Genomic DNA, 21650 nt, shown 5'->3' on the forward strand with positions numbered 1-21650 from the left:
GCAAACCTCACCAGGAGGATTCGTACTGATGGCAATCCATCTCACGCCCACGGAGCTCGCTCGCGAAGCCGGAATGGAACGGCGCGAGGTCATCGAGAAGTGCATGGAGCTGGGCGTGCCGATCTTCCAGGGACGAATCGACAAAACGCTCTTCATGGCCAATGTCGAGGAGCAGTCCGTCTCCGTAGCGGCGGCGTGATCTGCGGCGCCTAGCGCGCCTCCCCGGGTAGGATCGCCTCCTCGGCTTTTCGAGGAGGAGCAAGGAATGCAGGAGACGACGGCAGGGCCGACCCACGGGGGAACGGGGTCGGTCACGATCGCGGACATCGTGGGCCTGGCCGCCGAACGCTATGGGGAGCGTCCGGCGGCCCGGTTCAAGCGCGACGATGAGTGGCGCGAGGTGTCGTACGCCGAACTCGGCGAGATCGTCTCCGAGATCGCCCGCGGGTTCGTGGACCTCGGACTCGCGCAGGGCGATCGCGTCGCGCTGCTGTGCACGACGCGCGTCGAGTGGACGTACGCAGACTTCGGGATCACGTCCGCCGGTGGCGTCGTCGTCCCCGTCTATCCCACGAACTCGCCCGACGAGTGCGCGTGGGTGATCGGCAACTCCGAGTCGCGCTTCGTCGTCTGCGAGGACGCCGCGCAGGTCGCGAAGATCGTCGCGGTGCGCGACGGGCTGCCGCTGCTGGAGGGCATCGTCTGCATCGAGCCAGGGGTCGACGGGACGATCTCGCTCGACGAGCTCCGGGAGCGTGGACGCCCTCGTGACCGCGCGGAGATCGCCGCGCGGGTGGCGGCGACGAAGCCCGAGGACCCGTACACGATCATCTACACGTCGGGGACGACGGGGCCGCCCAAGGGCTGCGTGCTCAGCCACGGCAACTACCGCAACGTCACCCGCATGTGCGAGGAGATCGGGGTCATCGAGGCGGGCGAGCTCGTCTACCTCTATCTCCCGCTCGCCCACTCCTACGCGCTGCTGATCCAGCTGCTGGCGGTCGACCTGGGCGCGCCGATCGCCTATTGGAGCGGCGATCCGCAGCAGATCGTGCCGGACCTGATGGCCGTCAAGCCGGTCTACCTGCCGTCGGTGCCGCGGATCTTCGAGAAGATCTACACGCTCGTCACGTCCAACAACGATCCGCAGACGATCGCGGGCGCGACCCGGCTCGGGCTCACCGTGCGCCGCATGCTGGAGGCCGGCCAGGAGGTGCCGCCGGACCTGAAGGCCGCGTTCGACAAGGCCGACGCCGAACTGTTCGTCAACGTCCGCGGGATCTTCGGCGGGCGCATGAAGCAGGCGACCTCGGGCGCCGCGCCGATCTCGATGGAGATCCTCGAGTTCTTCTACGCGTGCGGCGCGCCCGTGCTCGAGGGCTACGGGATGACCGAGACGTCGACGGTGAGCACCACGTCCACGGTCGCCGACCACCGGCTCGGGACGGTCGGCCGCGCCTTGCCCGGCTGCGAGATCAAGATCGCCGACGACGGCGAGATCCTCGTCCGCGGGCCGCACATCTTCGGCGGCTACTACTCGCCCGGCGACGACACGTCCGCGTTCGGCGGCGTGAGCGACGACGGCTGGCTGCACACCGGCGACCTCGGCGCGCTCGACGAGGACGGCTACCTGTCGATCACCGGCCGCAAGAAGGACATCATGATCACCGCGGGCGGCAAGAACCTCACGCCCGCCAACCTCGAGAACGACCTCAAGCGCTCACGCTGGATCTCCCAGGCCGTGATGCACGCCGACCGCCGGCCGTACCCGGTCGTGCTGATCACGCTCGACCCCGAGGAGATCGTCCACTTCGCCCGCGAGCACGGGCTCAGCGAGGACGTCGCCTCGCTGTCGACCGACCCCAAGGTCATCGAGCTGATCCAGGGCGAGCTGGACCAGGTGAACGAGCGGTACGCCCGCGTCGAGCAGATCAAGCGCTTCTTCATCCTCGACCACGACCTGTCCCAGGAGACCGGCGAGCTGACCCCGACGCTGAAGGTCAAGCGCAACGTGGTCAACGAGCTCTACGCGGAGCACTTCGAACGGCTCTACTCCTGAGAGGCGCGTTCGACCGGCCTGTGGAGCGCGCGGCCCGCCTGCTGGCGGGCCTCGTGCTCTTTGGCCTCGCGTTGGCGGTCCTCGTCCAGGCCGACCTCGGCCTCGACCCCTGGACGGTCTTCCACCAGGGCATCTCCAAGCACGTCGACCTCTCGCTGGGCACGATCACGGTGATCAGCTCGCTGACCGTGCTCGCGCTCTGGATCCCGCTGGGCGAGCGCCCCGGGCTCGGCACGATCGCCAACGCCCTGATCGTCGGCCCGGTCCTGGACCTCGGCGTCGCCACGATCCCCGCGCCGCACGCCCTCGCGCTCCGCTACGCCTACGTGCTGGGAGGGATCCTCGCCATCGCCGTCGCCACGGGCCTCTACGTCGACGCCGGCTGGGGCCCGGGCCCTCGCGACGGCCTGATGACCGGCATGGCCAAGCGCGGTGTCCCCGTCGCCCTCGCCCGCGCCGCGATCGAGCTGACGGTCCTGATCGCAGGCTTCCTCCTCGGCGGCACCGTCGGCGTCGCCACCGTCCTGTTCGCCCTCCTCATCGGCCCGCTCGTCAAGCCCGCACTGAGCCGGTTCGCGATCCGCTCTCAGGCGTCGCTCTGACGCAGCAGGGCACCGGTGGTCTGCTCGAGGATGCGCCGCCAGGCGCGGGTCTTCTCGCGCTCGGCCGAGAAGTGGCGGACGACCTTCCGGACGCGCGTCGCGGAGATCTCGATGCCGTGGCGGCGGCAGACCTCGCGGATCTCGTCGTAGTCCTTGGCGAGCTTGAGCGTGACCGACTCGAAGCCATGGCGGGCGACGTCGACCCGGGAGGCGAAGTTGAGGATGTTCGTCTGGAACATCAGCTCGTCGTCGGGGTCCGGCTCGATCAGGACGATGTCGACGCCCGGGTAGCGCTCCTTCCAGTGGCCGGCCATCTCGTGCAGGCGCTGGTAGGCGAGCAGCTTGAACGTCTGGTAGCCGATCTTCGGGAAGCCCATGTCGGACACCCGGCGCACGCGGGTGCCGAAGAGGGTCGGGATCGTCTTGGAGAAGTCGTTGACGTAGGGGACGAGCGGGTTGACGACGACGATGAACTTGGCGCCCGCCTCGACGGCGATGTCGAGGTTGGTGGTGGAGACGATGCCGCCGTCGACGAGCTCACGCTCGCGCACCCGGTAGGGCGCGTAGATCATCGGCAGCGCGGTGGAGGCCCGGACGGCGCTGGAGATCGGGATGTCGTCCCAGCCCTCGGCGCCGAGCACGATCCGCTCGCACGTGTCGAGGTCGGTGGCGGCGAGGTAGAGCTCCTTCTTGAGCAGCCGGAAGTCGTCGGTCCGGCCTTCCTCGGAGAGCGCCTTGCGCAGGTAGTCCTCGACGCCCTGACCGGTGTAGATGCCGGACGGCAGGGCGTCGCCGAGCGCCAGCACGAGATCGACCGCGCTCAACGAACCCAGCGACGACGCGACGTTGCGCGCGACGCTGATCGCGTGCAGCGGCAGCTTGAGCGCCTTGGTGGCGAACTCGGCCTTGTTGAGCTTGAGCAGCATCTCGCGCCCGAGCGGCGGGAGCACCGACGGCAGCTGGTCGTTGACCGTGCGCATCATCTGCTCGGGCGTGACGCCGTTGGCCACGAGTGAGGCGATCAGCGATCCGGCGCTGGTCCCCACGTAGACGTCGAACTGGTTGACCGAACGGTTGGACGACAGCAGGTCGAGCGCCCGCAGCGCGCCGATCTGGTAGACGCCGCCGGTGAAGCCGCCCCCGCCCAGCACCAGCGCGGTGCGCGACGAACGTCGCCTGCGACGCGCCGGAGCGTTCATCTCGACCACGGACCCCATCCCGCCACCAGTGTAAGAGGCGCGACTTCCGTCCCGCCGCCGGGTTTCGTACGCTCGACATGCTCTTGCGCCGTCTCGCCCTGCTCATCTCCGTGGCCGTGCTCACCGCCGCGCCGGCCGCTGACGCCGCCGGCCCCGCCGCCACGAAGAAGGTCCTCCAGCGCGAGATGGCCAAGGCCGGCGCCTCTTCAGGCGCGTATGTCGTCGACCTCGGCACCGGCGCAGAGCTCTACGCGAGCAAGGCCGACGTCGCCCGCATGCCCGCGTCGGTGAACAAGCTCTACACGTCGTCGGCCGCGCTGCTGCGCTACGGCGCCGACGGCCACCTCACGACGAGCGTGCTCTCGAGCAGCCTCCCGGACGAGACCGGCACGATCGCCGGCGACATCGTGCTCAGGGGCGGCGGCGACCCGATGTTCAACTCCGCATCGGTCACCACCCTGGCCCAGCAGCTCGCGGACGCGGGGCTGCAGGAGGTCACGGGCCGGGTGATCGGCGACGAGTCCGCGTTCGACGCGTTCCGCGGCGTGCCCGCCTCCGGCTACCGCCTGACCAGTGAGGTCGGTCCGCTCAGCGCGCTGTCGTACAACCACGGCCGCACGGGCAAGTCGAGGCCGTACTTCCAGGCGAGCCCCGCGAAGTTCACCGCGCAGGCCTTCGAGAAGGCGCTCGAGAAGGAGGGCGTCAAGGTCGCCGGCTCCGCCCGCGCCGGTCTCACGCCCGAGGGGATGACGCCGCTGAGCGAGTTCGAGTCCCCGCCGATCGCCTCGATCGTCAAGGCGATGAACCAGCCGAGCGACAACTACATCGCCGAGATGCTGATCAAGGGCCTCGGCGCGCAGTTCGGCACCGCGGGCAGCACCACGGCGGGCGGGACCGTGATCAAGGACGCGGTCCGCGATTTCGGGATCACGCCGAGCGTCGTCGACGGGTCGGGATTGAGCCGCAGCGACCGCACGACCCCGCGCCAGGTCGTCGAGCTGCTCAGGCACATGGACTCCTCCGAGGCGGGCGTGGCGTTCGACTCCTCGCTCCCGGTCGCCGGCCGCAACGGCACGCTCTACAACCGGATGCGCGGGACCGCGGCCCAGGATCGCTGCCACGCGAAGACCGGCACGCTGCACGACGTGTCCGCCCTGGCGGGCTTCTGCAACACCACCGGCGGGGAACGCGTGGCGTTCGCGTTCCTGATGAACGGCGTCTACCCGAACGCCGCACGGGTGCTCCAGGACCGCATGACCGTGGCACTCGCGCGCTACGACGCACCATAAAACGGGTACGAGGCGGAAGTCATGCGCTCCCTCCTCATCGCCGCCCTCGTCACGCTTGCGCTCCCCGCCGTCGCGGACGCCCGCGACGCGACCGTCACCTCCTTCGACGGCACGCAGATCGTCCTCTCGTTCTTCCCCGCCCCAGGCGGCGGCAAGGCGCCGACGATCCTCGAGGGCCACGGCTGGGGCGGCTCGCGCGAGACGAACCCCGACGCGGCGAGCGACGAGGTCACGGGCAATGTGGGCGTCGGGGCGCTGCGCAAGGCCGGCTTCAACGTCCTCACCTGGGACAGCCGCGGGTTCGGGAACTCGGGCGGGACCGTGACGGTCGACTCGCCCGATGCCGAGGGCCGCGACGTCAGCGCGCTGATCGACTGGCTGGCCCAGCAGCCTGAGGCGCAGCTGGACAAGGCCGGGGACCCCCGCGTCGGCATGACCGGCGTCTCCTACGCGGGCGGCATCGAGCTCGTGACCGCGCCGCGCGACAAGCGCATCGACGCGATCGCGCCGATCATCGCCTGGCACAGCCTGCTCACGAGCCTCTACAAGGAGGAGACGGTCAAGGGCGGGTGGGCGAGCGCGCTGACCACGCTCGGGATCCCGACCTCCAAGGGCCGGCTGGACCCGCACATCCTGAGCGCCTTCACGAGCGGCGCCGCCACCGGCACGCTGAGCGCCGAGGACCGGGCGTGGTTCGACAGCCGCGGCCCCGGGGACCTCGTCAAGCAGCTCACGATCCCGACCTTCCTCGTCGAGGGCACGGCGGACACGCTCTTCACGCTCAAGGAAGCGATCACGAACTACGAGATCCTCAAGGCGAACCACGTGCCCGCGAAGATGCTGTGGTTCTGCGGCGGCCACGGGGTCTGCCTCACCGGCTCGGGCCCCAAGGGCCACATCGAGCAGGCGGTCGTCGCGTGGCTGAGGCGCTACGTCGCCGGCGATGCGAACGTCGACACCGGCCCCACCTTCGAATGGCTCGCCGACGACGCGCAGTGGCGCTCCGCCGCCGACTACCCGCTCCCGGCCGGCGCACCGATCACCGCGACCGGGTCCGGCACGCTCGTGCTCAACCCCGCCGACGCCGCCTCCGGCACGATCGCCACCGCCGGCAAGGCCGTCAACGCGGTCGACGTGCCTGTCGCCGTCGCCGCGCCTGCGCAGATCGTCGGCGAACCGCAGCTGCGCCTGACGTACAGCGGCACCGGCGCCGGCACCCACGTGTTCGCCCAGTTGGTGGACGAGGCGCGCGGCGTCGTCGTCGGCAACCAGGCCACCCCGATCCCCGTCACGCTCGACGGCGCGCCGCACACGATCACGCGCCCGCTCGAGGCGATCGCCGCCAGCGCCGCCAAGGGGACGAGGTACACGCTCCAGATCACCGGCGGCACGCTGCTCTACGGCCCGGTCCGCGGCGCCGCCGCGATCACGTTCTCCAAGATCGACCTCGCGCTTCCAACGGCCGGCGTCGCGGCCGTGCAGGGCGGCGCGGGCGTGCTCCCGACCACCCGCACGTGCCTCTCCAAGCGCCGCTTCAGCATCCGCGTCCGCGGCGCCCACCCGCGGGTGACGGTCGCGGGCAAGCGGGTGAAGGTCCGCAAGGGCCGCGCGATCGTCGACCTGCGCGGCAAGCCGAAGGGCACGGTGACGGTCAAGGTGACCGTCAAGCGCAAGGGCAGGACGGTGCGCGAGACGCGGGTCTACAAGACCTGCGCCCCTAAGCTGCGTTCGTGAGCGGACACATCGTCGCGATCGGCGGCGGCACCTTCCTGACCGACGATCCGGACCCGCGTCTCGATGCGTTCATCCTCGCGCTGACCGGCAGAGCCCGCCCGAGCGTCTGTTACCTGGGCACCGCCGGCGGCGACCACGAGCGCGGGTCGCTCGCCTTCTATCGAGCGATGCGGGCGCACGACTGCGTCCCGACCGAGCTGACGTTCTTCGAGCGCACGGTCGAGGACCTGGCGGGCTTCGTGGCCGCGCAGGACGTGTTCTGGGTCGGCGGCGGGTCGACCGCGAACCTGCTGGCGGTCTGGCGCCTGCACGGGCTCGACGAGCTCCTGCGCGAGGCGTACGCGCGCGGCGCGGTGCTCGCCGGCGTGTCCGCGGGGATGAACTGCTGGTTCGAAGGCTCGACGACGGACTCGTTCGGCGCGACCCTCGCGCCGCTGCGCGACGGGCTCGGGCTCCTGCCCGGCTCCTGCTGCCCGCACTACGACTCCAACGAGCAGCGACGCCCGCTCTACCGCGGCGCGGTCGACCGCGGCGAGCTCGCGCCCGGCTACGCCGCCGACGACTACGCCGCGCTGCACTTCCACGGCACCGACTTCGTCGAGGCGGTCGCGCTGCGGGAGGGCGCGCGGGGTTATCGCGTCGAGCCGGGCGCCGAGACCGCGCTAGGAACCCGCATCCTCTAGCAGCGCCAGCAGCCCGGGTTCGTCGAGGACCGGCACGCCGAGCCGCTCGGCCTTCTCGAGCTTGGAGCCCGGCGAGGCGCCCGCGACGACGTAGCTCGTCTTCTTGGAGACGCTGCCGGTGACCTTCCCGCCGGCGCGCAGGATGCGCTCGGTCGCCTGCTCGCGGGTGAGGTCGGGCAGGGTCCCGGTGAGCACGAACGTCTGGCCCGCCAGCGGTCCCTCGCCCGGCGGCGGGCCCTCCTCCTCGAAGCGCAGGAACGGCCGCAGGTCGTCGATCAGGGGGCGCAGCTCGTCGAGCTGCGAGTGGATCAGCGCCGCGGTGATCGGGCCGACCTTCGGCGTCTCCGCCAGCTGCTCGGGCGTTGCCGCCAGCAGCGCGTCCACGGTGCGGAACTGCTGCGCCACGTCGCGGCCGGTGACGTAGCCGACGCCCTCGATCCCGATCGCGAACAACACGATGCCCAACGGCCGCTCGCGGCTGGCCTGGATGCTGCCGAGGAGGCGGTTCACGCTGACCTCGCCGAAGCCGTCGAGCGCCAGCAGCTGGTCCGGTTGCAGCCTGTAGAAGTCGGCGACGGTGCGGACGATCCCGAGCCGCTGGAACAGCGCGACCTGCTTCTCCCCCAGCCCGTCGATGTCCATGATCTGCGCGAACGTGGTCAGCAGCTGCCAGCGGCGCTCCGGGCAGTCGCGGTTGGGGCAGCGGGTGAAGACGGCGCCCTCGCGCTTGACGGTGGGCGTGTCGCAGAACGGGCAGCGTTCGGGGACCTGCGGCGGCTCCGCTCGGTCGGCGCGTTCGACGGCGTGTGGGGCGGGCGAGACGACCTCGGGGATCACGTCGCCGGCGCGGCGGACGATCACGTCGTCACCGACCCGCAGGTCCTTGCGGGCGAGGACCTCCTCGTTGTGCAGCGTCGCGGCCTTGATCGTCACGCCGCTCACGTGGACCGGCTCGAGCGCCGCGAACGGATGCAGATCCCCGAACTTGCCGACGTTCCAGTTGATCGCGTTCAGCCTCGTGACCGCCGTCGTGGGCGGGAACTTCCAGGCGATCGCCCAGCGCGGGTCGCGCCCGACGACGCCGAGCCGGCGCTGCAGCTCGATGTCGTCGACCTTGACGACGACGCCGTCGATCTCGAAGTCGAGCGTGCCGCGGCGCTCCTCCCAGCGCAGGCAGCGGGCGACGACGTCGTCCTCGGCGGTCAGCTTCTCGATGTCGCCGTTGACGCGGAAGCCGTGCGCGCGCAGCCACTCCAGCGACTCCCAGTGCGAGCTGAACGTCAGGCCCTCGGTGACGCCGATCGCGTAGCAGAACATCGACAGCGGGCGCTCGGCGGCGAGGCTCGGGTCGAGCTGGCGGATCGTCCCCGCGGCGCTGTTGCGCGGGTTCATGAAGGTGGACTGGCCGGCCTGCGCGCGCCGCTCGTTGAGCGCGGTGAAGTCTCCGAGCGCCATGTAGACCTCGCCGCGCACCTCGAGCAACGGCGGAGCGTCGTCGACCTTGAGCGGGATCGCGCCGATCGTGCGCAGGTTGTGGGTCACGTCCTCGCCGACCTCGCCGTTGCCGCGCGTGGCGCCGCGCTCGAAGACCCCGTCGCGGTAGATCAGCGACATCGCGAGCCCGTCGATCTTCGGCTCGCACACGAACTCGAACCGCGGGTCCTCGATCCCCTCGCGCGCCAGGTGGTTGCGCATCCGCTCCACCCACGCCCGCAGGTCGGCCTCGTTGTGCGCGTTGGCCAGCGAGAGCATCGGCTGCAGGTGCGTGACCTTCTCGAGCTTGCCCACCGGCTCGCCGCCGACCCGCTGCGTCGGCGAGTCCGGCGTCAGCAGCTCGGGATGGTCGCGTTCGATCGCCCGCAGCTCGTCCAGCAGCGCGTCGTAGGCGTCGTCGCCGATCTCCGGGTCGTCGAGGACGTAGTAGCGGTGCCCGTGGTAGGCGAGCAGGTCGCGGAGCTCGGCCGCCCGTTCGGCCGGGGAGGTCACGTCTCTCCCAGTAGACGTGCGAGGTCGTACTCGCGCAAACCCTCCATCCCGTGCTCGGCCGTCAGGTCGAAGTGCAGCGGCGTGACCGCGATGCGGCCGGCCTTCACCGCCTCGAGGTCGGTGCCGGGCTCGCCGTCGTGCAGCGGCGCGTCCCCGTAGACGCGGAACAGCCGGCGGCCGCCGACCTCCTCCTCGATCAGCTCGAGCTTGTCCCGGTAGACGCGCTTGCCGAGGCGGGCGACGTCGACGCCGGCGATCGGCCCGGGCGGGACGTTGATGTTGAGCAGGGTGCCGGGCGGGAGCGGGACGTCGTCGAGGCGGTCGACGACCTGCGCGGTGAACGCGGCGGCGTTGGTGAAGTCGAAGAGGTTGCCGAGGCGGAAGTCCAGCTCGCGGTGCGTGGACTGCTGCGAGACCGCGATCGCCGGCAGGCCGAGCACGATGCCCTCGAGCGCGGCGGCGACCGTTCCGCTGTAGGTGATGTCGTCGCCCAGGTTGGCGCCGTGGTTGATGCCCGAGACGATCACATCCGGGGTGAAGTCTTCGATCAGACCGAGCGCCGCGAGCCGCACGCAGTCCACGGGCGTCCCGTCGCAGGCGTAGCCGACCGTCCCGTCCTCGAACGGGACCTCCGCCACCCACAGCGGGCGCCGGAACGTGATCGAGCGCGCCGTCGCCGTCATGTTGTCGTCGGGCGCGATCACGGCCAGTTCGATGTCGTCGAGCGCGACGAGGGCGCGCCGCAGCGCCTGCAGACCCTCGGCGTCGATCCCGTCGTCGTTGGTCAGCAGGACCCGCAGCATGTGGCGGTCGACTCTACTGACGTCCAGGTCTTCACCGGTGGGCGCGCCCTAAGGTCAGTCAGATGGCGCGGAGACCGGGGTGGCCGTGTGCCGTACTGCTGATCACGGGGGTGACGGCGCTGATCCTGGGCGCGCTGGCGCTCTACGGCCGCTATGCCGTGCTCGACCGCGAGGCGTTCGCGACGCGGGCCACGGGCGCGCTGCAGCAGGACGAGGTGGTCGACGAGATCGCGTCGCGGATCACGGGCCGGGAGATCGCCGTGAATCCGGCGCTGGCCTCGCGGCGGCCGATCGTCGATGCCGCGGTCCGCGACGTCGTCTCGGATTGGCGCTTCCAGGCTGAGTTCCATCAGGGCGCGCTCGTCCTGCACGACGCGCTGTTCGGCGACGGCGGGATGGCGACGGCGACGGACGGGAGCGGCAGGCAGATCCAGGTGCGCGTGACGGCGCTCCCGCTGCCCGGGACGGGCCGGGAGCTGCGTGACGCGGTCGCCGCCCGCTCGCCGCAGACGGTGCGCGAGCTGCCGGAGGGGGACCCGGTGCTCTTCCAGCTCGGCGGCGGGCGGCTCGAGTCGGCGCTCGTGAGCTCCGCGCCGCACGCGCGGCGACTCTCGCTGCTGGCGCCGTTCGCGATCGTCCTCGGGTTGGTGCTGCTCGGGTGGGCGGCGCGGCGGGCGCCGACGCGGCGTCTCGGGCTGCGGCGCGCCGCGCTCGGGATCGCGCTCGCGGGTGGGACGCTGGTCGCGGCGACCTCGGTCGGGCGGGCCGTCGTGCTCTCCACGTTCGACACCTCGCACGGGGACGCGGTCGTCGGGACGATCTGGAGCGCGTTCCTATCGGATCTGCGGCTGTGGGGGCTCGGGGTGGGTGCGGCGGGGTTGATCGCGGCGGCGGCGTTCGAGCCGGGCGCGCCGGGTGCGTGGCGGCGGGTGGTGTCGGGCGCGATGGCGCCGTCCGGGAGCATGTTGCGGCTCGCGCGGGCCGCCGCGCTGGTGCTCCTGGCGGTGCTGCTGCTGTGGATGCCCGAGGTGCCGCTGGACCTCGCGGTCGTCGCGGCCGCGGGGCTGCTGGTCTTCACCGGGGCCGCCGAAGTCGTGCGACTGGCCCAACGGTCATTAATCCGATAGACCGATGCGACGGCCGCGGTCAGCGGCCGATCACCCGGTCATGGACAGCTCACGACGTGTCGTTGGCGTCGCCGTGGCCGAGGAGCGCCCGCTTGCGGGGCTGATCGTCGGCTGGATGTTCATCGCCGGGGCGGTCGTCACGACGCTCCTCCCACTGCTCCCCGGCGCCGACGGCAAGGTCCTGACGCCGACGCTCCCGATCGGGATCGCGGCGTTCGTCTGGGGCCTGGTCGCCGCGTTCCGCTTTGACTGGGCGCGCGCGCCCGGCTGGGTGATCCACGTCTCCACCGTGCTCGGCGCGTTGTCGATCGCGGTCGCCACGCACGACACGGGCGGCGCCGACTCCCCCGCCCGCCTGCTGGTCATGCTCGTGCTGGTCTACGCGTCCTACTACTTCCCGTCGCGCGAGGCCTGGCCCTACCTGGTGCTCGTTCTCGCGCTCCAGGAGCTGCCGATGGCCTACGACAAGGATGCCTTGACGGCCGGCATCCTCGGCGAGCTGCTGACCGTCGGCCCGTGCTACTGGCTGCTCGGCTGGCTGCTGATCTCGGGCAAGCGGGGGATGATCGAGGCGCAGGCATGCGCCCAGGAGCTCGCCCGCACGGACCCGCTGACCGGCCTGGCGAACCGCCGCGCCTTGTTGGAGGCGATGGCCTGGCGCGAGCGCGGCCAGTGCGTCGGGCTGCTGATGCTCGACGTCGACAACTTCAAGCAGGTCAACACCGAGCAGGGCCATCCGGGCGGAGACCGCGCGCTCGTCTTCGTCGCCGAGTGCCTGCGCGACAGCTGCCGCGCCGGCGACCTCCCTGCCCGCCTCGGCGGCGACGAGTTCGCCATCCTCGTCCCATCCGCCTCCGCCGACGGCATGGCCGCCCTCGCCGCCCGCCTGCTCGACACGGTCCGCGCGGGCGGAACCGTCCGCATCAGCGTCGGCTGGGCGATCACCTCCGGCTCCGACGAGGTCCTCCTCCACGACGCCGACAACGCCCTCGCCGCCGCCAAACGCGGAGGCAAGGACCGCGCGCTCAGCGCGGCGCGAACATAAAGGGGTCAGGCCCCTTTAGGTTCGTAGCTCACCTCGGCGAGGTAGAGGCCGTGCGGGGGCGCGGTGGTGCCGGCCGCGGAGCGGGGGGCGCCTTCGAGGAGGCGGGCGAAGTTGTCGCGGCGGCCTTGGGCGACCTCGAGCATCGTGCCGACGAGGATGCGGTTCATGTTGCGCATGAAGCTGTCGGCCTCGATCTCGAAGGTGACGATGTCCTCGTAGCGGTACCACCGCGCGCGGTGGACGTCACGCTCGAAGCGCCGGTGGTAGGTGTCGGTCGGCGTGAAGGCCGTGAAGTCGTGGGTGCCGACGAGGGCCGCGGCGCATTCGTCCAGGGCGGCGAGATCGAGCCCGTACGGCCACCAGAGAGCGCGGCCGCGCTCGAAGGCGCTCGGCTGGCGGCGGGCAAGGATCCGGTAGCGGTAGGTGCGGCTCGTCGCGTCGTGGCGGGCGGAGAAGCCCGGCGGAGCCTCCTCGGCGCGCAGCACGACCACCTCGCGCGGCAGGAGGGCGTTGACGCCGCGCAGGTTCGGCAGCTCGCCCGCGTACGAGACGACCTGACCGAGCGCGTGGACGCCGCGGTCGGTGCGGCCGGCGACCGTGATGTCGACCGGCGCGCGCAGAACGATCTGGAGCGCCTTAACGACTTCGGCGGCCACGGTCCGCTGGCCGGGCTGAATCGCCCAACCGGCGAACGGGCCGCCGTCGTATTCGAGAGTGAGCTTGGTGGTGCTCAGACGAGCTCGAGATAGACCATTTCCGTGGCGTCGCTCGAACGCGGGCCCAGCTTCAGGATCCGCGTGTAGCCGCCCGGACGCTCGGTGTAGCGCGGAGCGATCTCCTCGAAGAGCTTGTAGATCACGCCCTTGTTGGGGTGCTGGAGGATCGACGTCGCCTGACGGCGCGCGTGCAGGTCACCCTTGCGCGCGAGCGTGATCAGCTTCTCGATCTCCGGCTTGACCGCCTTGGCCTTGGCCTCGGTGGTCTTGATCCGCTCGTGGTCGATGACCTCGATGCAGAGGTTCGCGAGCAGCGCCTTGCGATGGGCGCTGTCACGGGACAGCTTGTGACGCGTCTTCTGATGGCGCATTAGTCCGTGCGCAGCGTCAAGCCCCGCTGCGAGAGGGTCTCGATCACTTCGTCGATGGACTTCTTGCCGAAGTTCGGGATGGCAGCGAGCTCGCCCTCCGACTTCGACACGAGGTCGCCGACCGTCTGAATTCCCGCCCGCTTGAGGCAGTTGTACGAGCGAACGCCCAGCTCGAGCTCCTCGATGAGGATGTCGTCCATCGGGCCGCCGCCACGCTGGCCGCCGCCCGTGGGCAGCATGCCGCCGGGGCCGGCGCCGTTGTCGAGGCCGATCGGGCCGGGGCCCGCGCGGAGGTCCTCGATGCGGTCCTCGTCGGTGAAGATCGACAGGCTCGAGATCAGGATCTCGGCGGCCTCGCGGAGCGCGGCCTGCGGGTCGATCGAGCCGTCGGTCTCGATGTCCAGCGTGAGCTTGTCGAAGTCCGTGCGCTGGCCGACGCGGGCCTGCTCGACCGAGTAGGCGACGCGACGGACCGGCGAGAAGATCGAGTCGATCGGGATGACGCCGATCGGCTGGTCCGGCGACTTGTTCTCCTCCGCCGGGCGGTAGCCACGGCCGCGCCCGATCGTCAGGTACAGCTCCAGCTTCGTCTTCTTGTCCAGCGTGGCGATGTGCGCGTCGGGGTTGAGGATCTCAACGCCCGATGGGAGGTCGATGTCCCGCGCGGTGATCTCCCCCGGCCCCGTGACGACGAGCGGAGCCTCGACCTCGGTCGCATCCGAGTGCATGCGGCACACGATGCCCTTGAGGTTGAGGACGATGTCGGTCACATCCTCGGTCACGCCCTTGATCGTGGAGAACTCGTGCGCGACCCCTTCGATCCGGACAGAGGTCACCGCAGCGCCCGCGAGGCTGGCGAGCAGCACGCGGCGCAGCGAGTTCCCGAATGTGTAGCCGAAGCCGCGATCAAGCGGCTCAACCACGAACTGCCCGCGGTTGTCTTCAACCGATTCGGACGTGATCCGGGGGATCTGGAAGTCGAGCATCAGGGTCCTAACGTCGTTCTCGTGTGGGGAGGCAAGCCCCGGCGGCGCCGGCTGCGCGGCCAAGGGGGTGGGGAGGGCGATGACTACTTCGAGTAGAGCTCCACGATGAGCTGCTCCTGCACCGGCGCGGCGATCTCCGCGCGCTCGGGCCGGCGCAGCACCTTCGCGGTGAGCTGGTCGTGGTCGGCCTGGAGCCAGGCCGGGACCTGGGCGACGAGCTCGGTTGCGTCACGGATCACGGTCTCGGCATCGCTGCCGGGCTTGAACGTGATCACGTCGTTCTCGCGGACCTGATAGCTCGGGATATCGACACGGCGGCCGTTGATGGCCCAGTGCCCGTGGCGAATCAGCTGGCGCGCCTGGCGGCGGGACGCGGCGAATCCGAGGCGCACGAGCACGTTGTCGAAGCGGCACTCGAGGATCCGCAGAAGGTTCTCGCCCGTGATGCCCTGCTGACGGGACGCCTTCTCGTAATAGTTGCGGAACTGCTTCTCCAGAACGCCGTAGTACCGGCGCGCCTTCTGCTTCTCGCGAAGCTGGACGCGGTACTCGGACTGCTTCTGGCGCCCGCGGCCGTGATCACCCGGCGGGTAGGAGCGTCGCTCGACGCCGCACTTGTCGGTGAGGCAGCGCTCGCCCTTGAGGAACAGCTTCTGTCCCTCGCGGCGGCACTGCTTGCACTGAGGAGAGGTATCGCGTGCCATGTGTTCCTAGACCCTGCGCCGCTTCCGGGGGCGGCAGCCGTTGTGTGCCTGCGGGGTGACGTCCTTGACGCCCGTGACCTCGAGCCCGGCGGCCTGGAGGCTGCGGATCGCGGTCTCGCGGCCGGAGCCCGGGCCCTTAACGAAGACTTCGACCTTCTGCATGCCCTGCTCGATGCCCTTGCGCGCGGCGGCGTCAGCCGTGACCTGCGCAGCGAAGGGGGTCGACTTGCGCGAGCCCTTGAAACCGGCGCCGCCGGCGGACTCCCAAGCGATGACATTGCCCTCACGATCGGTCAGCGCGACGATCGTGTTGTTGAACGACGTCTTGATGTGCGCCTGGCCGATCGGGATGTTCTTCTTGATCTTGCGGCGACCGCGCTGGGGGCGGCGAGGAGCGGGCATTACTTCTTACCTGCCTTCTTCTTGCCCGCCACCTGCATGCGCTTGGGACCCTTGCGCGTACGAGCGTTGGTCTTCGTGTTCTGACCGCGCACCGGGAGGCCGCGCCGGTGGCGCAGGCCGCGGTAGCAACCGATCTCCATCAGCCGTTTGATGTTCTGGCTGCGCTCGCGACGCAGATCGCCCTCGACCACGTAGTCGCGGTCGATGATGTCGCGGAGCTTTGAGACCTCGTCATCCGTGAGATCGCGGACCTTGCGGTCCGGCTCGATCCCGATTGCGGCGAGGATGTCGTTCGAGGTGGGGCGCCCGATCCCGTAGATGTAGGTCAGGCCAATCTCCACGCGCTTGTTGAGGGGGATGTTGATCCCTGCGATGCGAGCCATGCTTCCGCCTACCCCTGACGCTGCTTATGCCGGGGGTTCTGGCAGATCACGAGCACCCGACCGTGGCGGCGGATGATCTTGCACTTTTCACACATCGGCTTCACCGACGGTCGTACCTTCATGATCCCTTTCGGCTGATGATCCAGACGGGGTGGCTCTGGCGACCGGGCCGGCCGCCGCTACCATGCCCCCGGAGCGGTTCACACGCAGAAGCCTCCCGGCTCCGAGCGCGACAGAGTAGGTTAGCAAAGGCTCGCGTGCCGCCGACCAGTGTGCTAATAGCCTGCACGCGCGGTATTTTCGGGGTCGCGATACTCGGCCGAGATGCTCGCTCAAGCCGCCGCGCTCCTCGCAGCTCTTAACCCGATCGTGGCGCACGACTCGCATGAGTCGTACCCGCTGAGCTCCGTCGGGGATCGCGGTCCGGTCGCCTACGGCCACGCCGCCCCGGCCCGAGCCGGGGGCACCTGGCTCCAGTACTGGTTGTTTTATGACTACCAGGACCAGGACCGCGGCCTCGTCCGCACCGGGCGCCACGAGGGCGACTGGGAGCTCGTCCAGTTCCGCGTGACCGACGGCGGGCGCCCGGTCGAGGCGGTCTATGCCCAGCACTCCGGCGCCGAGCGCTGCGGGGCGTCGGCGCTGCGCTTCCGGGACGGCCGCCCGATGGTCTTCCCGGCCCACGGCTCGCACGCGTCCTATCTGCGCCCGGGCGTCCGCGACCGGATGTGGCCCGACCCCAACGACGAGGCCGACGGGCGCGGCTCGGTCGTCTCGCCGCAGCTCGTCGTCATCTCGGAGGACTCGCCGGCCTGGATGCGCCGCTCGACCCCGTGGGGCGGCTCGCGCGCGGGATGGATTCCGGGCGAGCAGGACTCGCCGCGCGGGCCGGTGTTCCAGCCGGCCCGCTGGGACCCGGACGCGTTCGCGGCGGCCGCCGGCCCGTGCCGGGCGTCCTGCGACGAGGTCGGCGAGTGCGACGGCCGCGAGAAGGCGCTGACCGCCGCCGGCGTGCTCGCGCTGCTTGCGTGGCCGGCGTGGTGGCTGCGGCGCCGCCGCCGCGAGCGGCCGCGAGGGCCGGCGTGACGCGAGCGCGGCGTGGCGGTGCGGGCGCGGGGAGCGGCGGGGCGGCGCGCGCTGGGCGCGCACGGCGGCGCGGCGCGGGGGCGCGGCGCGGGGGCGCGGCGCGGGGGCGCGACGACGCGGGGGCGCGGCGACGCGGCGCGGGCGCGGCGGCGCGGCGCGGGCGCGGCGGCGCGGCGCGGGCGCGGGGGCGTGGCGGCGCGGGGTGTCGAGGTGAGCCGAAATCGTCAGGCGAGGCCAGACACGGCCGGCGCACCTGGCGCGCGGGCATGCCTCGCGGCTGTCCGGCCAGCCCACCCCGCGCGTCCGGCGGTCCCCTCTGGCGGGACCCGGCCGCGGGCGCGAAAGTGAACCGCATGAGAGTCCTCGTGGTTGCGCTCCTTCTCCTCGCCGCGTTGCCTGCCGCCGCGCGGGCGGACACGTTCGTCGCGACCGCCGACAGTCCGCCCGACGCGAGCCTGCCGCCGGGGCAGGACTTCACCAAGGTCGAGTCCAGCGTCGACGACGTCGCGGGGACGTGGGCCGTCGCGGTGACGCTGCGCGACGTGCCGGACGCCGACGGGTCGGCCGCGATCAACGCGACGCTCGACGCGACCGCGCCCGACGGCGGGTGCGGGGACACGTTCGGCTTCCTGCGGGCGAGCACGGACCCGGCCAACACCGCCGCCATGGGGTCGGTGCTGCCGCCGACCGGGCTTCGCGCCGCGCAGTCGATCTCGCGGACGGCCGATGGCGCGACGCTCACGTACGTGATGACCGACACCGCGCTCGTGGGGCTGCGGCCGGGCTGCCTGACGCTGACGCTGAGCAAGTTCGGCTTCAAGGACCAGGTCGACGATGTTCCGTTCACCGGGCCCAAGCAGCCGCCGGTCGTCGTCCCCACGCCCACCCCGACCCCCACGCCGGCGCCACTCACCGTGCGGTTCTCGCACCCCACCGCGCGGCTGCACGCGTCGAGCACGGGCGTCGTCACGATCACGCTCGCCCCGTTCGGACGCGCCGCCTCCGGAACGGTGACGGTCAAGCGCGGCGGCAAGATCGCGGGGCGCGCCAACTACAGCGCGAAGGTGGGCGCCGCGGTCAAGGTGCCGATCCGCCTGAACGCGACGACGCGCCGCAGCCTCGCGCGTGGGCGGACGCTGGCGGTGAAGGTCGTCGCGACCGCCGGAGCTGCGACGGACACGATCTCCACGACGGTTCAGCGCACGCGGACCCGCACCCGCGGCGAGTAGCCGAGGTAGTACGGGTAGGAGTCGTCGCGCCGGATCCGCGCCCGGATAAGGAACGACGCTCCGCGGCCGGCGCGCAGGAACCGGTACCGCGTGGTGAACGTGCCGCGCGCGCCGCGCGCGCGGGCGGTGTCGAACGTCCGCCATTTCCCGCCCTCGTATGCCTGCAGGTCGACGACCTTGCCCGAGCTCGGCAACGGCAGGCCGCGCAGGCGCCCGCGGATCGTGATGCGCCCACGTGGCCGGACGCGCTCCGGGGTGATCGAGAGCGTCGCTCCCGCGGCGACCCGCAGCTCGACCGTCTTGGCCGCGTCGGCCGCCGGGAGCAGCGTCCGCGAGCGGTACTCGACGCGGATCGAGCGCGCCGCACCCCGGCCCGGGGTGAGACTGAAGCGCCCGTCGGCGTCCGTGGTCACCTCGCCGGCGCGAGCGTAGTCCGCGCCGGCGCGCGATTGGCGGTCGAGCACCTGCAGGACGGCACCGGCGATCGGCGCCTCCGTGGCGCCCGTCAGGCGCCCCGTGATCCTCGCGGTGCGCCCGTAGCCCACGTCGACGCGCGGGCGCGCACGCGCGAAGCCCGCCGTCAGGCGCGCGACGGGCGTCGCGCCGGCGCCGTTGGCGACGCCGCCGATGTCAGCGGTGAACGGCTGGCTGTCGGCCGCGTTGCCACCCGCGTCGATGACCCGCAACCGCAGCGTCCGCTTGCCCCCGACGGCGACCGACACCGGGACCTGCGCGCCGGTGATCGTCGTCTGACACGGCGCGGCGAACGAGTAGTCGCACGTGAAGTCCTCGACGCCGACCACCGTCTCGCCGGACGTCACGTCGACGACCTCGGCGCGCTTGATCCCGGAGTTGTCGGAGGCGTCGAACGTGACCGGTTCGTTGCCAACCAGGACGCCGGCACCCGCGGCGAGCCCGGAGGACGCGACACGGTCCACGCGCGGCGGCACCTCGTCGCGCAGCGTGATCGTCGCGCCGCGGATCGCGTACTCGAGATACCCGTTGGCCGCGAGCGAGCACGGGTTCCCGGCACACCCGACCCCGAGCCGCAGGATCGTCCCCGTGCCGTCGTAGTTGCCCGCGGCGCCGTACTGGCCGAGCGAGATGTCGCCACCGACGACGACGGGGTTGCGCGGGTCATACCAAGCGCCGACCGCCGACGGCGGGCCCTGGACGTTGGCGTCGTTGGCCCCGGAGCCCTCGAGGTAGGCGCCGCCGACCACGGTGTAGCCGCTCAACACCGCGCCATAGCCCGGGTCGCTCCTCGTGGGGTTGAAGTGACGCAGCCGCCGGTTCCAGCTGAACCCCGCGATCGTCGTCTGCGGCGCCGCGACGAAGGTGAGCTGCGCGCCGCGATAGACGCCGTAGAGGAAGTCCGGCCGGGCCTGGATCTCGATCGTCGGGTTCGCGACGCTCGTGTCGCAGTCGCGGGTGACGAAGTCGTCCGCCGTCTTGTAGAGCGTGAACGAGTGATTGACGAACCGCCCGGCCGGCGTGTCGCACGCGTGGACGTCGTAGGTCCCGGCATGCGCGACCGGCGCCGCGAGCGCGAGCGCGCCCAGCGAGACCGACAGGGCTTTAGCGAACGCGGACACGGACACGCGGCGAATACCCGAGGTAGTAGGGATAGGAGTCGTCGCGGCGGACCCGCGCGCGGATCAGGAACGACCGGCCGGAGGCCGCTCGCTGGAAGTAGTAGCTCGTCGCGAAGCGCCCGCTCGCGCGCGCCCGCGTACTGCGGAAGGTGCGCCACTTCCCGCGCTCGAAGGCCTGCAGCTCGACGACCTTGCCCGACCGCGGCATCGGCAGGCCCCGCAGCCTCCCGGCAAGACGGATGCGCCCGCCCGCGCCCACCTGCCGCGGAGTGACCGACAGCGTCGCGCCCGCCTGCACGCGCAGCTCGACACGCCGCGCGACGCCGGGCTGCGCCAACATGCGCCGCCAGCGGTACTCGAACCGGATCGCCCGCGCCGCGCCCTTGCCCGCCAGGACGCTGAAGCGCCCGTCGGCATCGGTCGTGACCTCGAGCCGCTGCCGGTACTGCGTCCCGGTGCGCAGCTCACGGTCGAGCACCTGGAGCGTCGCGTTCGCGATCGGCGCGCCCGCGGCGGTCGTCAGCGTGCCGGTGATCCTCGCCCGCTTGCCGAAGCCGAGCACGAGCGTCCCACGGCGGTTGCTCGCGAACCTCGCCGTCAGCTTCGCCCCGGGCTCGGCGCCCGCGCCGTTGACCGGCCCGCCGACGCCGACGGCGAACGGATCGGACTCGGTCACGTTGCCGCCGGCATCGGTGACCCGCAGCCTGAGCTGCCGCTGCCCGGCCGGAAGACCGGCGGGGACGACCTGCGCACCCTGCGCCTGCGGGCACGGCGAGGCGTAGGAGAAGTCGCACGCGAAGTCACGCTGACCGACCACCTCGGGATCGCCGCCCGGCGTCACGTCGACCAGCTGCGCGCTTCTGATGCCGGCGTTGTCGTTCGCGTCGAAGAGCACCGGCTCGTCGCCGGCGACCGCGCCTCCCACGAGCAGGCCCGCGGCCTTGAGGTCGGTGATCTGCGGCTTGGTGGGGTCGTTCACGGTGACGGAAGCGCCGAAGATCTGGGAGAGGATCGACCCGACGCGTCCGGCTCCGTCCGTCCACAGCGCACACCCTTGCGCCGCCTCGCAGCCGATCGTCCAGCGCAGGAACGTCGCGTCACCCCTGTAGCCGGCGAGCGCGGGGAAGCTCGCGCGTGTGATCGTCGCCTCGTTCTCCGCGGCCTGGCCGAGGTTGTACCAGTGCTCGCGATCGATCGAACCGGAGGCACTGTGCTGCCCGGTGAGCTCGAACGCGGTCGGTCCGAGTTGACCGAGATCGAAGAGCATCGCCTTGCCGGGGTTGTTGTCCACCGGGTTGAACTGGAAGAGGTACCGGTGGATCGAGAAGTCCGCGATCGTGGCCCCGGTCGGCGCACGGAACGTCATCGTGGCCCCCCACCCCTGGTCGTAGGTCCGATTCGCGTTGGAGCTCAGGAAGATGCTCGGGTTCGCATCCGCTGTCGAACACGTGCCCGTCGCGAACTGCGGCGCGTTGCTCGTGATCTCCCACGAGTGGTTGGCGAACTTCCCCGCCGAGGTCCCGCACGCGTACACGTCGTAGGTGCCGGCCTGCGCCGGAGCCGCCGCGACACCCACCCCCACCGCCATGGTCGCCATCCAGCGACCGATCCGTCGATCCATCGCGGTCAATGATGCCACGCCGGTCGCCCG

At 71.3% G+C, this 21650-nt stretch carries 22 protein-coding genes; 10 read left to right on the top strand and 12 right to left on the bottom strand.

Annotated elements, in window-relative coordinates:
* The first annotated feature begins 28 nt into the window (after positions 1–28).
* The 3 genes from G569_RS63615 (at position 29) to yczE (ending at position 2661) form a co-directional block, all read left to right on the top strand.
* On the top strand, positions 29–199 hold the full coding sequence (locus tag G569_RS63615) for a hypothetical protein (protein ID WP_169542033.1): 171 nt from the start codon (positions 29–31) through the stop codon (positions 197–199).
* A gap of 66 nt (positions 200–265) precedes the next feature.
* Positions 266–2059 carry an AMP-dependent synthetase/ligase gene (locus tag G569_RS0100305; protein WP_028061923.1) on the top strand — a complete coding sequence of 598 codons (1794 nt, stop codon included), beginning with the start codon at positions 266–268 and terminating at the stop codon, positions 2057–2059.
* A 20-nt stretch (positions 2060–2079) separates the two neighbouring features.
* Positions 2080–2661: a membrane protein YczE gene (gene yczE, locus G569_RS0100310; protein WP_037494124.1), complete on the top strand. Its 582-nt coding sequence runs from the start codon at positions 2080–2082 to the stop codon at positions 2659–2661.
* On the opposite strand, the gene G569_RS44380 is transcribed toward yczE, so the two are convergent.
* Positions 2646–3878, bottom strand: coding sequence for a patatin-like phospholipase family protein (locus G569_RS44380; RefSeq protein WP_053225636.1), 1233 nt, complete (start codon positions 3876–3878; stop codon positions 2646–2648). The genes yczE and G569_RS44380 overlap by 16 nt on opposite strands.
* Before the next feature lie 59 nt (positions 3879–3937).
* On the opposite strand from G569_RS44380, the gene dacB reads away from it, so the two are divergent.
* The 3 genes from dacB to G569_RS44390 are packed head-to-tail and all read left to right on the top strand — an operon-like array spanning position 3938 to position 7566.
* Entirely contained in the window at positions 3938–5149 is a 1212-nt protein-coding gene (dacB, locus tag G569_RS0100320) for a D-alanyl-D-alanine carboxypeptidase/D-alanyl-D-alanine endopeptidase (protein WP_028061925.1), read from the top strand.
* A gap of 21 nt (positions 5150–5170) precedes the next feature.
* A complete protein-coding gene (locus G569_RS44385) occupies positions 5171–6883 on the top strand; it encodes a CocE/NonD family hydrolase (RefSeq protein ID WP_053225637.1) in 1713 nt (570 codons plus the stop codon).
* Positions 6880–7566 carry a Type 1 glutamine amidotransferase-like domain-containing protein gene (locus G569_RS44390; protein ID WP_157591730.1) on the top strand — a complete coding sequence of 229 codons (687 nt, stop codon included), beginning with the start codon at positions 6880–6882 and terminating at the stop codon, positions 7564–7566. The genes G569_RS44385 and G569_RS44390 overlap by 4 nt, the downstream gene beginning before the upstream one ends.
* Here G569_RS44390 and ligA read toward each other — a convergent pair.
* Positions 7546–9552: an NAD-dependent DNA ligase LigA gene (ligA, locus tag G569_RS44395; protein ID WP_037494125.1), complete on the bottom strand. Its 2007-nt coding sequence runs from the start codon at positions 9550–9552 to the stop codon at positions 7546–7548. The two genes, G569_RS44390 and ligA, sit on opposite strands and share 21 nt — an antisense overlap.
* Positions 9549–10355 (bottom strand): 5'/3'-nucleotidase SurE, encoded by an 807-nt coding sequence (gene surE, locus G569_RS44400; RefSeq protein WP_064750235.1) that lies wholly within the window; start codon positions 10353–10355, stop codon positions 9549–9551. Before surE ends, ligA begins: the two co-directional genes overlap by 4 nt.
* Positions 10356–10417: 62 nt before the next feature.
* Between surE and G569_RS0100350 the strand changes: the two genes are divergently transcribed.
* Positions 10418–11482 carry a hypothetical protein gene (locus G569_RS0100350; protein WP_157591731.1) on the top strand — a complete coding sequence of 355 codons (1065 nt, stop codon included), beginning with the start codon at positions 10418–10420 and terminating at the stop codon, positions 11480–11482.
* Positions 11483–11522: 40 nt separating this feature from the next.
* The gene (locus tag G569_RS56925; protein WP_028061928.1) at positions 11523–12527 is read left to right on the top strand and encodes a GGDEF domain-containing protein; all 1005 of its coding nucleotides are present in this window, start codon (positions 11523–11525) and stop codon (positions 12525–12527) included.
* A gap of 5 nt (positions 12528–12532) precedes the next feature.
* Here the strand turns inward: G569_RS56925 and truA are convergent, their stop codons facing one another.
* From truA to rpmJ, 7 genes are read right to left on the bottom strand one after another with little or no spacing between them, the layout of a single operon-like run.
* On the bottom strand, positions 12533–13261 hold the full coding sequence (gene truA / locus G569_RS0100360) for a tRNA pseudouridine(38-40) synthase TruA (protein WP_028061929.1): 729 nt from the start codon (positions 13259–13261) through the stop codon (positions 12533–12535).
* Positions 13258–13614, bottom strand: coding sequence for a 50S ribosomal protein L17 (gene rplQ / locus G569_RS0100365; RefSeq protein ID WP_028061930.1), 357 nt, complete (start codon positions 13612–13614; stop codon positions 13258–13260). Before rplQ ends, truA begins: the two co-directional genes overlap by 4 nt.
* Positions 13614–14663 carry a DNA-directed RNA polymerase subunit alpha gene (locus G569_RS44410; RefSeq protein ID WP_371683440.1) on the bottom strand — a complete coding sequence of 350 codons (1050 nt, stop codon included), beginning with the start codon at positions 14661–14663 and terminating at the stop codon, positions 13614–13616. The genes rplQ and G569_RS44410 overlap by 1 nt, the downstream gene beginning before the upstream one ends.
* A 20-nt stretch (positions 14664–14683) precedes the next feature.
* Positions 14684–15304 (bottom strand): 30S ribosomal protein S4, encoded by a 621-nt coding sequence (rpsD, locus tag G569_RS0100375; protein WP_028061931.1) that lies wholly within the window; start codon positions 15302–15304, stop codon positions 14684–14686.
* 6 nt (positions 15305–15310) lie between these two features.
* Positions 15311–15706, bottom strand: a complete 396-nt coding sequence (gene rpsK / locus G569_RS0100380) for a 30S ribosomal protein S11 (RefSeq protein ID WP_028061932.1) — start codon at positions 15704–15706, stop codon at positions 15311–15313.
* Positions 15706–16089, bottom strand: coding sequence for a 30S ribosomal protein S13 (rpsM, locus tag G569_RS0100385; protein ID WP_028061933.1), 384 nt, complete (start codon positions 16087–16089; stop codon positions 15706–15708). Before rpsM ends, rpsK begins: the two co-directional genes overlap by 1 nt.
* A gap of 8 nt (positions 16090–16097) precedes the next feature.
* The gene (rpmJ, locus tag G569_RS60695) at positions 16098–16211 is read right to left on the bottom strand and encodes a 50S ribosomal protein L36 (RefSeq protein ID WP_081685960.1); all 114 of its coding nucleotides are present in this window, start codon (positions 16209–16211) and stop codon (positions 16098–16100) included.
* 202 nt (positions 16212–16413) lie between these two features.
* On the opposite strand from rpmJ, the gene G569_RS0100390 reads away from it, so the two are divergent.
* Together G569_RS0100390 and G569_RS0100395 are read left to right on the top strand one after the other, a co-directional pair.
* Positions 16414–17175 (top strand): Vps62-related protein, encoded by a 762-nt coding sequence (locus G569_RS0100390; protein ID WP_037494127.1) that lies wholly within the window; start codon positions 16414–16416, stop codon positions 17173–17175.
* Between the two features lie 353 nt (positions 17176–17528).
* The gene (locus G569_RS0100395; RefSeq protein ID WP_157591732.1) at positions 17529–18404 is read left to right on the top strand and encodes a hypothetical protein; all 876 of its coding nucleotides are present in this window, start codon (positions 17529–17531) and stop codon (positions 18402–18404) included.
* On the opposite strand, the gene G569_RS0100400 is transcribed toward G569_RS0100395, so the two are convergent.
* The gene (locus tag G569_RS0100400) at positions 18371–19999 is read right to left on the bottom strand and encodes a carboxypeptidase-like regulatory domain-containing protein (RefSeq protein ID WP_028061936.1); all 1629 of its coding nucleotides are present in this window, start codon (positions 19997–19999) and stop codon (positions 18371–18373) included. The two genes, G569_RS0100395 and G569_RS0100400, sit on opposite strands and share 34 nt — an antisense overlap.
* Positions 19983–21620 carry a carboxypeptidase-like regulatory domain-containing protein gene (locus tag G569_RS0100405; protein ID WP_157591733.1) on the bottom strand — a complete coding sequence of 546 codons (1638 nt, stop codon included), beginning with the start codon at positions 21618–21620 and terminating at the stop codon, positions 19983–19985. The genes G569_RS0100400 and G569_RS0100405 overlap by 17 nt, the downstream gene beginning before the upstream one ends.
* Between the last annotated feature and the right edge of the window lie 30 nt (positions 21621–21650).

The organism is Solirubrobacter soli DSM 22325, assembly GCF_000423665.1.
Lineage (GTDB): Bacteria > Actinomycetota > Thermoleophilia > Solirubrobacterales > Solirubrobacteraceae > Solirubrobacter > Solirubrobacter soli.